The organism is Pelagibacterium lacus, from assembly GCF_003345525.1.
GTDB lineage: Bacteria > Pseudomonadota > Alphaproteobacteria > Rhizobiales > Devosiaceae > Pelagibacterium > Pelagibacterium lacus.
The window spans coordinates 13,318-28,650 of record NZ_QQNH01000019.1 but is presented as its reverse complement, the minus strand read 5'-3'; the positions used below and the strand labels follow the sequence as shown (position 1 = coordinate 28,650).

At 65.1% G+C, this 15,333-nt stretch carries 16 protein-coding genes; 3 read left to right on the top strand and 13 right to left on the bottom strand.

Annotated features, from left to right (window positions below):
- Positions 1 to 12: 12 nt before the first annotated feature.
- The 13 genes from DVH29_RS12310 to cobF form a co-directional block, all read right to left on the bottom strand.
- A complete protein-coding gene (locus DVH29_RS12310; RefSeq protein ID WP_114646481.1) occupies positions 13 to 1,617 on the bottom strand; it encodes an ABC transporter ATP-binding protein in 1,605 nt (534 codons plus the stop codon).
- Complete coding sequence (locus DVH29_RS12305; RefSeq protein WP_158541660.1) at positions 1,614 to 2,090, bottom strand: type II toxin-antitoxin system VapC family toxin; 477 nt, start codon at positions 2,088 to 2,090, stop codon at positions 1,614 to 1,616. Before DVH29_RS12305 ends, DVH29_RS12310 begins: the two co-directional genes overlap by 4 nt.
- Before the next feature lies 1 nt (position 2,091).
- Positions 2,092 to 2,328, bottom strand: coding sequence for a hypothetical protein (locus tag DVH29_RS12300; protein ID WP_245944971.1), 237 nt, complete (start codon positions 2,326 to 2,328; stop codon positions 2,092 to 2,094).
- A gap of 56 nt (positions 2,329 to 2,384) precedes the next feature.
- Positions 2,385 to 3,479: an ABC transporter permease gene (locus DVH29_RS12295; RefSeq protein WP_114646478.1), complete on the bottom strand. Its 1,095-nt coding sequence runs from the start codon at positions 3,477 to 3,479 to the stop codon at positions 2,385 to 2,387.
- Positions 3,480 to 4,610, bottom strand: coding sequence for a microcin C ABC transporter permease YejB (locus DVH29_RS12290; protein ID WP_114646477.1), 1,131 nt, complete (start codon positions 4,608 to 4,610; stop codon positions 3,480 to 3,482). It lies immediately after the preceding gene.
- 66 nt (positions 4,611 to 4,676) lie between these two features.
- The gene (locus DVH29_RS12285; protein WP_114646476.1) at positions 4,677 to 5,378 is read right to left on the bottom strand and encodes a phosphatase PAP2 family protein; all 702 of its coding nucleotides are present in this window, start codon (positions 5,376 to 5,378) and stop codon (positions 4,677 to 4,679) included.
- A 200-nt stretch (positions 5,379 to 5,578) separates the two neighbouring features.
- On the bottom strand, positions 5,579 to 6,337 hold the full coding sequence (gene cobM / locus DVH29_RS12280; RefSeq protein ID WP_114646498.1) for a precorrin-4 C(11)-methyltransferase: 759 nt from the start codon (positions 6,335 to 6,337) through the stop codon (positions 5,579 to 5,581).
- On the bottom strand, positions 6,334 to 7,545 hold the full coding sequence (gene cbiE, locus DVH29_RS12275) for a precorrin-6y C5,15-methyltransferase (decarboxylating) subunit CbiE (RefSeq protein WP_114646475.1): 1,212 nt from the start codon (positions 7,543 to 7,545) through the stop codon (positions 6,334 to 6,336). Before cbiE ends, cobM begins: the two co-directional genes overlap by 4 nt.
- Positions 7,542 to 8,306 carry a precorrin-3B C(17)-methyltransferase gene (locus DVH29_RS12270; protein WP_114646474.1) on the bottom strand — a complete coding sequence of 255 codons (765 nt, stop codon included), beginning with the start codon at positions 8,304 to 8,306 and terminating at the stop codon, positions 7,542 to 7,544. Before DVH29_RS12270 ends, cbiE begins: the two co-directional genes overlap by 4 nt.
- Positions 8,303 to 9,037, bottom strand: a complete 735-nt coding sequence (locus tag DVH29_RS12265; RefSeq protein ID WP_114646473.1) for a precorrin-2 C(20)-methyltransferase — start codon at positions 9,035 to 9,037, stop codon at positions 8,303 to 8,305. The genes DVH29_RS12270 and DVH29_RS12265 overlap by 4 nt, the downstream gene beginning before the upstream one ends.
- Positions 9,034 to 9,666 (bottom strand): precorrin-8X methylmutase, encoded by a 633-nt coding sequence (locus tag DVH29_RS12260; protein ID WP_114646497.1) that lies wholly within the window; start codon positions 9,664 to 9,666, stop codon positions 9,034 to 9,036. The genes DVH29_RS12265 and DVH29_RS12260 overlap by 4 nt, the downstream gene beginning before the upstream one ends.
- The gene (locus DVH29_RS12255) at positions 9,666 to 10,937 is read right to left on the bottom strand and encodes a ferredoxin-like domain-containing protein (RefSeq protein ID WP_114646472.1); all 1,272 of its coding nucleotides are present in this window, start codon (positions 10,935 to 10,937) and stop codon (positions 9,666 to 9,668) included. Before DVH29_RS12255 ends, DVH29_RS12260 begins: the two co-directional genes overlap by 1 nt.
- A gap of 49 nt (positions 10,938 to 10,986) precedes the next feature.
- Positions 10,987 to 11,733 carry a precorrin-6A synthase (deacetylating) gene (gene cobF / locus DVH29_RS12250; RefSeq protein ID WP_114646496.1) on the bottom strand — a complete coding sequence of 249 codons (747 nt, stop codon included), beginning with the start codon at positions 11,731 to 11,733 and terminating at the stop codon, positions 10,987 to 10,989.
- A gap of 206 nt (positions 11,734 to 11,939) precedes the next feature.
- Here cobF and DVH29_RS12245 point away from each other — a divergent pair, with 206 nt between their 5' ends.
- From DVH29_RS12245 to DVH29_RS12235, 3 genes are all read left to right on the top strand, one after another.
- Positions 11,940 to 13,046 carry a carboxynorspermidine decarboxylase gene (locus tag DVH29_RS12245; RefSeq protein WP_114646471.1) on the top strand — a complete coding sequence of 369 codons (1,107 nt, stop codon included), beginning with the start codon at positions 11,940 to 11,942 and terminating at the stop codon, positions 13,044 to 13,046.
- Between the two features lie 73 nt (positions 13,047 to 13,119).
- Complete coding sequence (locus DVH29_RS12240; RefSeq protein ID WP_114646470.1) at positions 13,120 to 14,409, top strand: saccharopine dehydrogenase family protein; 1,290 nt, start codon at positions 13,120 to 13,122, stop codon at positions 14,407 to 14,409.
- Between the two features lie 90 nt (positions 14,410 to 14,499).
- Positions 14,500 to 15,285 carry an IclR family transcriptional regulator gene (locus DVH29_RS12235; protein WP_114646469.1) on the top strand — a complete coding sequence of 262 codons (786 nt, stop codon included), beginning with the start codon at positions 14,500 to 14,502 and terminating at the stop codon, positions 15,283 to 15,285.
- Positions 15,286 to 15,333 lie beyond the last annotated feature (48 nt).

Sequence of the window (15,333 nt, the reverse complement as noted above, 5' to 3'; positions counted from 1 at the left end):
TTTATTCGGCCTTCACCCGTCATCGAGCGCCGCGGCGAGCAGGGTTTGCGTATAGGGATGGCTGGGTTTCTCGAAAATCTCCGCCGTCGGGCCCTGTTCGACGATCTTGCCTCCCTGCATCACCACCACGCGTCCGGCCATGGCGCGCACCACGCGCAGATTGTGCGAGATGAACACATAGGTGAGCCCGTGCCGCGCCTGCAAGCCGCGCAACAGATCGACGATCTGCGCCTGCACGCTCATGTCGAGCGCCGAGGTCGGCTCGTCGAGGATGAGGAATTTGGGCTCCAGCACCAGGGCCCGTGCAATGGCGATGCGCTGGCGCTGCCCGCCGGAAAATTCATGCGGATAGCGGTGCCGCGTCTCCGGGTCGAGCCCCACTTCGGTGAGGGCCGTGACCACCCGCTCGTCCCGCCCCCGGTCCGAGAGGCCCTTGTCATGCACCCTAAGCCCCTCGGCGATGATGTCGCCCACCGTCATGCGCGGCGACAGCGAGCCATAGGGGTCCTGGAACACCACCTGCATGTCGGCGCGATAGGGCCGCATGGCGCGCGAGCCCTTGCGCTGCAACTCCTCGCCGAGAAAGACGATCCGGCCTTCCGATGCGATCAGCCGCAGCGCTGCCAGCCCCAGCGTCGTCTTGCCCGATCCCGATTCCCCGACGATCCCCAGCGTCTCCCCGGCCCGCACCGTGACGCTCACCCCGTCCACGGCCTTGATATGGCCCACCACGCGCTTGAACAGCCCGCGCTTGATGGGGAACCATACCTTGAGGTCGTCGATCGCCATCACCGTTTCGGCATCGTCGCGCGCCGCCGGCGGCGCGGCGTCGCTCAGCTGGCTCGACAGCAATTGCTTCGTATAGGCGTGCTGCGGGGCGGCGAACAGCGCTTCGGTGGTGCCGCGCTCGACGATCTCCCCGTTCTGCATCACGCAGACCCGGTCGGCCATGCGCCGGACGATCCCCAAATCATGGGTGATGAAGATCATCGCCATGCCCAGCCGCGCCTGCAATTCCTTGAGGAGGGTAAGGATTTGCGCCTGCACCGTGACGTCCAGCGCCGTGGTCGGCTCGTCGGCGATCAGAAGGTCCGGCTCGCAGGCCAGCGCCATGGCGATCATCACCCGCTGGCGCTGCCCGCCGGATATCTGGTGCGGAAAGGCGCCCAGCCGGGTTTCCGGCGCGTCGATCCCCACCGCCTCGAGCAGGTCGAGCACCCGCCGCCGCGCCGCCGCCCGGCCCAGCCCCCGATGGATCGACAGCACCTCGCTGATCTGCTTTTCGATGGTGTGCAGCGGATTGAGCGAGGTCATCGGCTCCTGGAAGATCATCGAGATGCCATTGCCCCGCACCCGCCGCAGCGCCTTCTCGTCCGCCGCCAGCAGGTCCTCGCCCTTGTAGAGCACGCGCCCGCGCGGATGCGACGCCGCCGGATAGGGCAGCAGCCTGAGGACCGACAGTGCCGTCACCGATTTGCCCGACCCCGATTCCCCCACCAGCGCCAGCGTCTCCCCCGGCGCCACCGCAAAGCTCACCCCCTTCACCGCCGCAACGCTCCGCTCCCCCACCCGGAACGCCACCTCGAGATCCTCAACCGCCAGCAGGGGAGTTGTCATGCGCGAACCCACGCCAGAATGGCATCGAGCGTTTCCAGCGTCGGCCGGATGATCGCCAGCCTGGCGTCACCGGACCATGACGCATAGGCGTCCCGCAGCCGCCGGTCGTCGGTCAGCATGTGGCTGCATCCGCACGCTAGCGCCGTGCTGATATGGATGGCGTCGGGCAGCTTGAGATAGCCATTGCGAGCGCGAAGCGCTGCCGCCTCGATGAGGATTTCGCGCTCGACGGCCAGCGCCTCGATCCAGCTATGCCCCACAATGAGCGATCGGTATTGCGACGCCAGTACGGTGTCATTGAAGCGAAACGGATGCACCAGCACTTCCGACAAGGCCAGCTCGCTGGTCGCGAACTTTGGGCTGGGCGCGGCAGTCGTAGCAAATTGGACGACAGCCGCACCGATCCCGCTGACTTCACCGGCCGCAACCGAGATGAAGACATTGCTGTCGAGATAGATTTTTTCGAACGGCAAATCAGTCGTCCCATTCGTCCCGAAGGGCGCGGATTTCCGCGACGATATCCTCCTGGCTGCGCAAGCGCCCGGCATGGCGGGCACGCATGGCCCGCACGAGCTCTTCCACGCTCTGTTCGGGCTCGTCAGTCCTCTCCTCCACCACCTCGAGCGTCACCGATCCCCCGCGCGAAAAATGCCGCCGCAGGTCTTCGGGCAGTTTGTCCACCGGGTAATGGTGGAGAACGATCTTGTTCATCGCGCGCTCCATCGGGTCCTGCTGTGCAATATAGTGGGTTTTCCCCGCCATTCCCATCACCCGAACGTCTTGCGCGGGTCGAAGGCGTCGCGCACCGCTTCGCCGGCGAAGACCAGAAGGCTCAGCATGGCCGAGATCACCACAAAGCCCGTGAGCCCCAGCCAGGGGGCCTGCAGGTTGTTCTTGCCCTGGGCCAGCAATTCCCCCAGCGAGGGCGAGCCCGGCGGCAGGCCGAAGCCGAGGAAGTCGAGCGCCGTCAGCGTGGTGATCGAGCCCCCCAGGATGAACGGCATGAAGGTCAGCGTCGCGATCATCGCATTGGGCAAGAGGTGCCGGAACATGATGGTCACATTGCCCACCCCCAGCGCCCGCGCCGCGTTCACATATTCGAAATTGCGTCCGCGCAGGAATTCCGCCCGCACCACGCCCACCAGCGCCACCCAGGAGAACAGCAGCAATATCCCCAGCAGCACCCAGAAGCTGGGCGCGATGACGCTGGAGATGATCAGCAGCAGATAGAGCGAGGGGATCGAGGTCCAGATTTCGATGAACCGCTGGGCTATGAGGTCGGTCCAGCCGCCGAAATAGCCCTGGATGGCCCCCGCCACCACCCCCACCACCGAGGAGAGCACCGTCAGCACCAGCCCGAACAGCACCGAGATGCGGAACCCGTGCACCAGCCGCGCGAAGACGTCGCGCCCCTGGTCGTCGGTGCCCAATATGTGCATGTTGCCGAAGGTGCAGCCCGGATCGGCCACCCCCTCGCGATAGCGCGCGCAATTGTCCTCGGCGCGCATCATCCAGCTTGGCGGGCTGGGCGCGGGGCGGGGGAGGGCGTCGTCCACCGTGCGGTGCGAATAGCGCACCAGCGGCCAGACCATCCAGCCATTGGCCTCGATCTCGCGCTGGATGAAGCCCGAGCGATATTGCGTCTGGGCGAGAAAGCCCCCGAACTTGCTCTCCGGATAGTCGACCACCACCGGAAACAGCACCTCGCCCTTGTAATAGGCGACCAGCGGCCGGTCATTGGCGATCGCCTCGGCGAAGAGCGTCACCACCACGAGGACGATGAAGATCCAGAACGAGGCATGCCCCCGCCGGTTGCGCCGGAAATTGTCCAGCCTGCGCTGGTTGATCGCCGAGTGCGCCACCTAGACCCCCCGCGTCTCGAAATCGATCCGTGGATCGATCCACATATAGGTGAGGTCGGATACCAGCCCCAGCACCAGCCCGACCAGCGAGAAGATATAGAGCGTGGCGAACACCACCGGATAATCCCGCGTCACCACCGACTGGAAGCCCAACAGCCCCAGCCCGTCCAGCGAGAAAATGGTCTCGATCAGCAGCGACCCGCCGAAGAACGCCCCGATGAACGCGCCCGGAAACCCGGCGATGATGATCAGCATGGCGTTGCGGAACACATGGCCGTACAGCACCCGGTTCTCGCTCAGCCCCTTGGCGCGCGCCGTCACCACATATTGCTTGCGGATTTCGTCGAGGAAGGAATTCTTGGTCAGCAGCGTCGTCGTCGCGAACGCCCCCAGCGCCATGGCGGCGATGGGCAGCGTCATGTGCCAGGCATAGTCGAGGATCTGCTGATACCACGGCATGGCGGCAAAGCCGGGCGAGGTCAGCCCGCGCAAGGGAAACAGCGACCAGAAGCTCCCCCCGGCGAAGAGGACGATCAAAAGGATCGCGAACAGGAAGCCCGGTATGGCATAGCCGACGATCACCACCCCCGAGGTCCAGATGTCGAACCGCGACCCGTCCCGCACCGCCTTGGCGATGCCGAGGGGGATCGATATCCCGTAGGAGATCAGCGTCATCCACAGCCCCAGCGAGATCGAGACCGGCATCTTTTCCTTGACCAGGTCGATCACCGAGATGTCGCGGAAATACGATCGCCCGAAATCGAAGCGCAGATAGTCGCCCATCATCTTGAAGAACCGCTCGACCGGTGGCCGGTCGAAGCCGTATTGCGCCTCGAGTTGGGCGATGAAGCGCGGTGAGAGCCCGCGCGCCCCGCGATAGGTCGATTGCACCTCGTTGCCGCTGCCCGCCGCGCTCGCCCCCGAGGTGTCGACCCCGCTCTGGCCGGAAAAATCCCCCTGCGCCGAGCCGGTCACCCGCGACAGCGCCGAAACCTCGGTGCCCGAGAACCGGGCGATGGCCTGCTCCACCGGCCCGCCCGGCGCGAACTGGACGACGAGGAAACTCACCACCATGATCCCCAGCACCGTCGGGATCATCAGCAACAGGCGGCGCAATATGTAGGCGGCCATCAGGGCTCCCGGTCCGATTGCGTGTCAGGAGCCAACCATGTCCGATTTGCCCCAGCTTGGCCAAGCCTAATCTTGGCCCTTGCCCAGACCGGAGAGCATCCGCCGCCGTTGCAGGAACGCGGCCACCCCGCTCCACATCAGGGCCCATGCGGCGCCCAGCGCCCATCCGGCCATCACGTCGCTGGGATAGTGGACGCCGAGAAAGATGCGGCTGGCGCCGATGGCGAGGGTCAGCACGATGGCCGCCGCGAACAGGAAGATCTTGAGCCGCAACGGCCCGGCGAACCGGGCCAGCAGCGCGCCCAGCGTCAGGAAGGTCACCGCGCTCAGCATGGCGTGGCCCGAGGGGAAGCTGTTGGTGAGCGTCGCATAAATGGTTTCGAAATCGGGCCGCTCGCGGGCATAGCCGAGCTTGAGCGTATTGGAGAGCAGCGTCCCGCTCAGCGTCGCGACGACGATCAGCACCGCCCCGCGCCTCTGGTTGAGCAGCAGGAGGCACAGCGCCGCCATGGTGACGATGATGGTCAGCACCGTGCCGCTGCCCAGCGCCGTGAGGTCGCGCACCGCCTCGTGCAGCCACACCGGCCCGATGATCTGCGACGGGTCGCCGGGCACCCGGAACAGGTTGAGCACCGCCATGTCCGCCTCGCGCGTATTGCCCTCCATCACATTGTCGGCGATGTCGAAAAACACCAGCGCCAGCAGGCTGGCCAGCCCCAGCGCGACGAGGACGGCATACTCGGAAACCAGGAAGCGTCTGGTGCGCATTAGAGTGAGATCAGGAAAAGTTGCAGACTTTTCCGGTTCGATTTCACGATAAAATAAAGACTTGGAGTCTGATTCCGATTCAACGAAGCGAAATCGGACTCTAGCGCGGATCGGGGTTCGGCGGTCATCGGGCCATCGCTGCAAGATTGCGGAATCGTCGCCCCGATGGTGCGCTGGAACGCACCACAAAGGCAATCGGCCTATTCGCGGCCCCGGAACCGCCGCTGATAGGCCGCGTCGTAGAGCGCGCTGTTCTCGAACCCCTCGGCGTCCAGCGTCGGGCCGACGAAGATGATCGCCGTGCGCTCGATCGGGTCCGCCGCGAGCCTTGCCGCGATATCGCCCAGCGTGCCCCGGACGATGCGCTCCGTCTCCCAGCTCGCCCAGGCGACCACGGCCACCGGGCAATCAGGGCCATAGAGCGGGGTCAGCTCGTCCACCACCCGGTCGATGGCATGGATGGCCAGATGGATGGCCAGCGTCGCCCCAGTCGCCCCGAACCGCCCCAGCGTTTCGCGTTCCGGCATGGGCGAGGCCCGCCCGGAAACCCGCGTCAGGACGAGGCTCTGCGCCAGTCCCGGCTTGGTGAGCTCTTCCCCCAGCGCCGCCGCCGCCGCCGCGAAGGCCGGCACCCCCGGCGTCAGCGTATAGGCGATGCCATGCGCCTTGAGGCGCCGGATCTGTTCGGCCACCGCGCTCCACATCGAGAGATCGCCCGAATGCAGCCGCGCCACCTCCAACCCATTGGCGTCTGCCGCCAGATATTCGGCCTCGATCTCGTCCAGCGACAGCGGGGCGGTGTCGACCAGCCGCGCCCCGGGCGGGCACCAGTCCAGCATCGCCTTGGGCACGATGGACCCGGCATAAAGGCACACCGGGCACCGGGCCAGCAGGTCGCGTCCGCGCACGGTGATCAGGTCGGCGGCGCCGGGGCCGGCGCCGATGAAATGGACGCTCATTTGGTCCAGGCCCATTGGGTGATCGGCATGGCCGGGCGCCACCCGCTCATCGTGCCCAGCGTTTCGGCCCGCGCGATCTGCAAGCGGGTGAGGCTTCCGCCCATCTGCTGCTGCAACAGCACCAGCAGGGCTTCCATTTCCAGCGTCACCGCATTGGCCACCAGCCGCCCGCCGGGCTTCAGCGCTTCGATCGCGGCGTCCACCACCCCGTCATCGATTCCCCCGCCGCCGATGAAGATCGCGTCCGGGGCGGGCAGTGTGTCCAGCGCCTCGGGGGCCTTGCCGCGCCGGATCGTCAGCCCCGGCACGCCCAGTTGCGCCGCGTTCTCGGCGATGCGGTCGATCCGCTCGGGCACGTGCTCGATGGCGATGGCCGCGAGCGAAGGGTCCATCAGCATCCATTCGATGGCCACCGAGCCCGAGCCGGCGCCGATATCCCACAGGGTCTCCCCGCGCCGTGGCGCCAGCGCCGCCAGCGTCAGCGCGCGCACCTCGCGCTTGGTGATCTGCCCGTCATGGTCGAACCAGTCGTCCGGCAGGCCCGGCGTCAGCGGCAGCATGCGCGCGCCGGCCCCGGCCCGCACCGTGATGGCCAGCACGTTGAGGGGCGAAACCCCTTCGAGGTCGAAATCGGCGGCCGTGGTGTCGCGCACCCGCTCGCGCGGTCCGCCCAAGGCTTCGAGCACCGTCAGCCCGCTCGGTCCGAACCCGGCCTCGTCCAGCAGCGCCGCGATCTCCGCCGGCCCCTCGCCATCCGAGGTCAGCGCCAATATCTTGCGCCCCTCATGCAGATGCCGCCGCACCAGCTCGATGGGGCGCCCGTGCAGCGAGAGCACCGTCACCTCCTGCAAGGCCCAGCCCATCCGCGCCGCCGCCAGCGAGAAGGCAGAGGGGGAGGTGATGACCCGCATCTCCCGTCCGGGGATCAGCCGCGCCAGCGTCGCCCCGATGCCGAAATGGAACGGGTCGCCGCTGGCCAGCACGCACACCTTCTTGCGCCCGCGCAGCCGCGCCACCTCCTCCACCGAAATCTCGATGGGCGATTGCCAGCGCCGCTGCTCGGCGAGGTTCATCCCGGCGATCATCTCCAGATGCCGCTGCCCGCCGAACACCACTTCCGCGTCGGCGATTCGCGCCTTGGTGAGGTCGGTCAGCCCGTCGAGGCCGTCCTCCCCGATCCCCACTATGGTCAGCCAGCGTTCGTTCATTTTTCACCCCCCGGGACGGAGCGCGGCGCGTAGACCACACATGGCGCGTTATAAATGCTAATTACACGCCACAAGCGTGTTCCAATCAGCAATGTCGAGGCCATATTCGCCTGTTGTGCGCGGACTTTTTCCAGTGTCGTGACCACAATCGCCTCGTTTGGACGCCCGATGGCCTGTCCGATGACCACCGGAATCTCGCCCGGCAGAATCTCGCGTAAGATATTGAAAGCCTTATCCAATTGCCAGGGCCGCGCCTTGGAGATCGGATTGTAGATCGCGATGGAGAATTCCGCCTCTGCCGCCAGCCTGAGGCGTTTTTCGATTATATTCCAGGGCTTTAGGTTGTCCGAGAGCGAAATGGTGCAAAAATCCGCCCCCAGCGGCGCCCCCACTTTCGCCGCCAGCGCCAGCATCGCCGTCACCCCCGGCACCACCCGCAGCGCCACGGTTTTCCAGGCCTCGGGCCCCGTGTCGATCGCCTCGCAAACCGCTGATGCCATTGCGAAAATTCCCGGGTCGCCCCCCGAGACCACCGCCACGGTCTTGCCCTCCGCCGCCAGCGTCAGCGCCGCTCCGGCCCGGTCGAGCTCCTCGCGATTGTCCGATGGCACGGCGGTCTGGTCGGCCCGCAATTGGAGCCGCTCCACATAGGGTTTATAGCCGAAAAAATGGCTCGATTTCGCGATCGCCTCGCGCGCCTCGGGCGTAATTTGCCTTTCATTTCCGGGCCCTAGCCCGATCACATACAGCACGCCGCTCATGGCCGGTCCTTCCAGCCCGGCACCAGGACCTGGCTGAAATAGGGGGCCGGGGCGTCGTCGCGCTCGGCCAGGCGCTGCACCACGGCATCGGCCATCGTCCCGCGCTCCACATAGATCGCGCCGTCCATTTTCCCAGCCGCCACAAGCGCTTGGCGAATCTTGGGCAGGTTGCGCCCCACCTTCATGATCACCGCGCTATCGGTCTCCGCCAGCCGCGCCGCAAGCACCGAAACCTCAAGCGTTCCGGGCAATACGGTGAAAATATCGTCCCCCTGCATCAGCGGCACCCCGGCCTGCGACCAGCATCCGGACAAGGAAGTTATCCCCGGCACCACTTCGGTCTGGTAATGTGGGGCCAATCGCGCGTGAACGTGCATGTAGGAGCCGTAAAAGAAGGGATCGCCCTCCGACAGCACCACCACCGACCGGCCGGCATCGAGATGAATCGCAATCCGCGCCGCCGCATCGTCGAAAAACGCACCGATCTGCGTCTTGTAGTCTTCCCCATGCCGGTCCATTTCCGTCGTTACCGGATAGGCCAGCGGCAATTCGATCGCCTCCTGCCGCCAGTGCGGCGCGACGATTGTCCGCGCATTGCCGGCCCGGCCGCGCTTGAGGAAATGCGCGATCACATCGGCTTCCCCGATCGCCCGCACCGCCTTCAACGTCAGCAATTCCGGGTCGCCGGGGCCGGTGCCCACGCCGATCAGCCGGCCTCGGGACGCCGTCATATCCCCGGCCTCGCCAGCGCATTGAGCGCCGCCGCCGTCATGGCGCTCCCCCCCAGCCGCCCCGTGACGATGGCGAAGGGAACGCCATAGGAATTGTCCCTGAGCGCCTGTTTCGACTCCGCCGCCCCGACGAAGCCCACCGGCATGCCGATGATCGCCGCCGGCCTGGGCGCGCCGTCGCGCAATAGCTCGAGGAGGTGGAACAGGGCGGTGGGCGCATTGCCGATCGCCACCACCGCGCCCTCCATGCGCGGCAGCCAGATATGGAGCGCCGCCGCCGAGCGGGTCGTCCCGTAATCCTGTGCAAGATAAGGGGTTTCCGGGTTGTGCACTTCGCAGATCACTTCATTGTCGCCCGGCAGGCGGGCCCGGGTGACACCGCGCGCCACCATCTCGGCATCGGTGAAGATCGGCTTGCCGCGCTCCAGCGCCGTGCGGGCAGCGGTGACGAATCCTTGTGAAAAATGAAAGTGTTGCGCCGCTTCCACCATGCCGCAGGCATGGATCATCCGCACCGCGATGTCGGCCTCCTCTTCGGAAAACCGGCCGAGGTCGGCCTCGGCCCGGATGATGGAAAAGGACTGGCGATAGATTTCGGTCCCGTCCCGGATATAGTCGTAGTCGGTCATCATTCCCCCAGTCGGCCCAGAACCGAAAGCGTCGACTCGCCGGGTTGGCGGTGGTCGCGGATTCGCCGGGCCAGTGAACGGATGGACGCTTCCATAGCCCCCGGGTCGAGCGTTGCAAACGGCTTTCTGGTCGCATCGCGATAGAGCCGCAGCCGCTGGCCGTCCAGCACCACGCCCGGCCGCCCCGCATGCGGGCAACCCTTGTCGCAGGTCGCGACATGGATGTGGAACGATCCGTCGATCAGCCCGGGCGCGGCGGCGCAAAGCGCCTGGGCCAGTTCGGCCGACTGGATGATGCCGTCCGGTCCGCGCTCGGCGCCAGAGCAGATCGAGAGGCCCGTGCCGGCCGCTTCGGGCCGCGTCCACCAGCCCCGCGCCGCGAGCGCCGGCGCCAGATCGCGCAAGGCTCCGGCGGAAAAGCCCAGCAGGATCAGCGTCCTGTCCGGCGCCGGGCGGGCTTCGGCTATCCCGTACGCCTCCATGATCTGCGCCAGTTCCTCCAGGTGCCGCCCGCGGACCTGGCCGAAGGGCAGGCCGATGCGCAGGGCAGGGGAACCGGATGTGAGGCTGAGCGGCCCCGGCATGGCGTTCGGAGGGCGGATATCGGCATGGGCGAGCGGCGCCAGCCCACCGAGGATATGAACGACCTCACCGGGCGCCAGATCGGTCGCCCGGGCCCGTGGTCCGTGCTTTTGCAGCAGCGCCAGAATCGTCGCCACCGCAGCGGGAACGGCACGCTCCGGCAGCGCGCCCAGCATCGTGCCGCCCAGTTCCAGCCCCCAGCGGTCTTGGTGCGCCACAAGGCGGATATCGGCCTTGAGCCCATCGAGCAGCACCTGACCGCCGGTGATCAGCACGATCGACAGCTTGGGCGAGAGCGGCGCGCCGTCCAGCGCCGCGTTGCACACCGTGCGCAGGGCGTGGGCCAGTGGCCGGGGATCGGTACGCTCCTTGGGGTCATCCCCCGCCAGTGGCGATATCTCGATGGCTGGAGCCGGTTGCGCGGCAATACCTGCCGCCGCCAGATCCGCCCGAAATCCAGCGGCGCTCTCCGGCGTCAGCCCCCGCACCTGGAGGTTGCCGCGCGCCGTCACTTCGATCAGCCCATTGCCATGGACCTCGGCTGCCGTGCCCAGCGCGCGGGCCTGCCGGGGGGAAAGCCCCTCGACGGGGCGGAAGCGGGCGAGAAGCCCGTCCGCGACCGCCATGGGCGTTTCCAGCGTCGGACAGGCGCCGCGCGGCAGGGGCGGGGAAAAGGGATGCGCGTTCATGGTTTCTCTTACCAAGCCGCAGAAGCCGGAGATAGGCCCTGCGGCGCCGTCACACGGTCTTGCGCAGCAGATAGATATCCATCACCCATCCATGCCGCGCCCTGGCTGCGTCGCGTGCGGCGGTGATGGCGTCGCGCGTCTCGGCCAGCGGGCCTTCGATGAGGATTTCCTCGTCCATCCCCACATAGGCGGCCCAATAGATGTAGAGGTCCTTCGCATCGAGCGCCGCATAGGCCTTGCGGCCGTCCAGCATAACGACGACGCTGTCCGCACCCTCGGGAAAGCCCCGGGAAAGCAGCCGTCCCGTCGTGATATGGACCGGGTTCCCGACCGTATTGAGCGGAATGGCAAAAGCCGCGGTCAAGGCCTGGATGGCTGTGATCCCCGGCAGGACCCGCAGAGTGAACCGTCCTCCCATGGCGGCGACCCGTTCGAGAATCCTCAGGGTAGAATCGTAGAGGCCCGGATCGCCCCAGACGAGCAGCGCGCCGGTTTCGCCTTCCCCCATGGCCGCGATCATATGGCGATACTGGCCGGCAATCGCCTCGTGCCAATCGCTGACGCGCTCGGCATAGTCCGTCACCGTCTCGTCCCGCACCGGCAGCGCGAATTCGACCAGTCGCGGCTTTGCGCCATATCGCGCGATGATCTGGCGCCTGACCGCGGCGAGGCGCGCCTTTTCCTCGCCCTTAGTGGGCACGAACACCACATCGGCGTTGCACAGGGCTGCAATGCCGTCCGCGGTCATATGTCCCGGATTTCCGGTGCCGATCCCGATGACGAAAATGGTGCGCATCATGCTGTCTTCCCGTGATTGGTCTTCTCTAGCCCAGCCGAGCCTCCGGGCCAAACGTTGGGGAACAAAGGGATAATTTTTTCCCGCCGAGGCTTGTATCCCGGCGAGTCAGTGTTTAGATGATGTGTCTCCGCCATTGCCCGGCGGAGTTTTTTTGTGCCCGCGCCCCTTTTTGAAAAGGGACCAAGGAGGTTCGATCGCAAGAATTGACGCTACAGACTCCCTATTATCTGCTCGACAAATCGGTACTTCTCCGAAACCTGGAAAAAATATCGTATTTGCGTCAGGCATCGGGCGTTAAATGCGTTCTTGCGCTCAAGGCCTTCGCCACGTGGTCGGTTTTCGACCTCATGCGCGAGCACATGGATGGCACGACCTCCTCATCGCTCTATGAAGTCAAGCTCGGCCGCGACAAATTCGGCGGGGAGACCCATGCCTATTCGGTGGCCTGGGCCGATCACGAGATCGACGAGGCGATCGAGGCCTGCGACAAGATCATCTTCAATTCGGTCAGCCAGCTCGAGCGCTACGCCGACAAGGCGGAGGCGCAGGGCAAGAAGATCGGATTGCGGCTCAATCCGGGCATTTCCCATTCGCATTTCATTCTTGCGGACCCCGCAAGGCCGTTTTCGCGGCTGGGCGAGTGGGATCTGGAGCGCGTCCGGCCGGTCCTCGATCGCATTTCCGGGGTGATGTTCCACTTCAACTGCGAAAATGACGAGTATGACAGCCTCGATACGCTCCTGCAGACCATCGAGGAGCGCTACGCCGACATTCTGCATGGGCTGGAATGGGTTAGCCTCGGGGGCGGAATCCGCTTCACCGGCGACGATTACCCGATCGACAAGCTCGCGCAGCGCTTGAAGGCGATGAGCGAACGCTACGGCATCCAGCTCTATCTTGAGCCGGGCGAGGCTTCGGTCACCAAGTCGACGACGCTGGAAGTCACCGTGCTCGACACGGTGTACAACGGCAAGCACGTAGCTATCGTTGACAGTTCGACCGAAGCGCATATGCTCGATCTGCTGACTTACGGCGAGTATACCAGCGTGGCCCCCAACACCGGGCCACACACCTATATTGTCTGCGGTAAAACCTGTCTTGCCGGGGACATTTTTGGAGAGTTCCAGTTCGAAACCGAGCTTAAGGCAGGGGACCGTATCTCGTTCCTCGATGCTGGCGGCTATACCATGGTCAAGAAGAACTGGTTCAACGGGGTCCAGATGCCGTCTATCGCGGTACGTCACCTGGACGGACAGGTGGAACTCGTTCGCGAGTTCACGTTTGAGGACTACGCGCGGAGCCTGTCGTAACCCTGGGGTGAGATCCCGATTTCGACAGCGTCGCGTAGCTTGGTTCAACCTCTGAAAAGGTGATACGTGAGAAGTGAAAAAGAACGTTCTGATTATCGGTGCGGGAGGTGTGGCGCAGGTCGTCGCCCATAAGGCTGCACAGAACAACGACGTGCTCGGGGATATCCACATTGCCTCGCGCACACTCGAAAAGTGCGAAAGCATCGTCAAAAGCGTCCTCGACAAGAAGGCGCTGAAAAAGCCCGGCATCATCAAGGCCCATGAGCTGGATGCCCTCGATATCGAGGCGACCAAGGCCCTGATCGCCAAGACGCGATCCCAGATCGTGATCAATGTCGGCTCCGCCTTCATCAATATGAGCGTGCTCGAAGCCTGCATCCAGACCGGTGCGGCCTATATCGACACGGCCATCCACGAGGACCCCGATAAGGTCTGCGAAACGCCGCCCTGGTACGGCAATTACGAGTGGAAGCGCCGTGAACGCTGCGAGAAGGCGGGGATCACCGCCGTGCTCGGCGCCGGGTTCGATCCCGGCGTGGTCAACGCCTATGCAGCCCTCGCGGTCGATGAATATTTCGACGAGGTTTCCTCCATCGATATCATCGACATCAATGCCGGCAGCCACGGGAAGTATTTCGCGACCAATTTCGATCCCGAAATCAACTTCCGCGAGTTCACCGGCAAGGTCTACACGTGGCAGAACAGCCAGTGGCAGACCAATGAGATGTTCGAGATTTCTCGCACCGACGATCTGCCGGTGGTGGGCGAACGCACGTCCTACCTCTCGGGGCATGACGAACTGCATTCGCTCTCGCGTAATCTCGATGTGCCCGATATCCGCTTCTGGATGGGCTTTGGCGAGCACTACATCAACGTCTTCACGGTTCTGAAAAATCTCGGCCTACTGTCCGAGCAGCCGGTCAGGACGGCCGAAGGCGTCGAAGTGGTGCCGCTCAAGGTGGTGAAGGCCGTGTTGCCCGATCCCTCGTCGCTGGCCCCGGAATATACGGGCAAGACCTGCATTGGCGATCTGGTCAAGGGCAAGAAGGACGGCGCGGACCGTGAGGTCTTCATCTACAACGTCGCCGATCACGAAGACGCCTATGCCGAAGTCGGCAGCCAGGGGATTTCCTACACTGCCGGCGTGCCGCCGGTGGCCGCGGCGATCCTCGTCGCCAAGGGCACCTGGGACGTGCACAAGATGGTCAATGTGGAAGAACTGCCCCCGCAGCCCTTCCTTGGCCTGCTCAACCGGATGGGACTGCAGACCTCCATCCGCGACGAGCATGGCGAGCGCGACCTGTCCTTTGACGATTGGGTCCCTGCCAAGGTGGAAGTCGGAAAGCTGGCCTCCAAGCGCTGATCGACGACGATCAACGTATTTCGGACGCCCGTGCCTAAAAATGGCGCGGGCGTCTTGTTTTGAGTATTGCTGTCGGGATCGGAGGGTTTGATGGCGGATGATGCAAAGCGCAGCGGAACGGTGCAGTCGGTGGAACGGGCGATGGCGCTGCTCGAAGTGTTGGGTGAAGACGAGGAAGGGCAGCGCCTGACCGATCTCGCCCGGCGTACCGGCCTCTCTGTCTCCACAACCCATCGCCTGCTGACCACGCTCGAACAGCGCCGCTTCGTGGAATTCGATCGCTCGGATGGCCTGTGGCATGTGGGGCGGGGCGCGTTCACCATAGGGGCGAGCTTCGTGCGCCATCGCAACTTCGTGGCGCCGGCGCTGCCTGTCCTGCGCCGGCTCCGCGACCAGACGCGCGAAACAGCCAATCTGGGCGTGGTGGATGATGGTGAGGTCGTGGTGCTCACCCAGGTCGAAAGCCGCGAGATCATGCGGGCTATCACGCGGGTTGGGGGCAGAGCGCCCATGGCCAGCTCAGGCATGGGCAAGGCCATTTTGGCCAGCTATCCCGACGCCGATATCGAAGCCATTGTCAGGCAATACGGCTTGCGCAAGGTCACTGAACGCTCGATCACCTCGGTTGCCGCGCTGCGCCGAGACATCGCCGTCATCCGCGAGCGGGGCTATGCCGTTGACGACGAGGAAAACGTCATTGGCCTGCGCTGCGTCGCCGCCGTGGTCCACAATGTGCAGGCCGAGGCCCTGTGCGCGATTTCGGTCTCGGGACTCGCGGTGCGGGTCACCGAGAAGCGGGCCCACGATCTTGGAGAACTGGTCGCCCAAGCGGCCAGGGAACTGACCCTGGCCCTGGGCGGCACCTTGCCGGCCTGAACGCAAAATGCCGGCGGAAACCGCCGGCATCGTATTCGTATCAAGCGG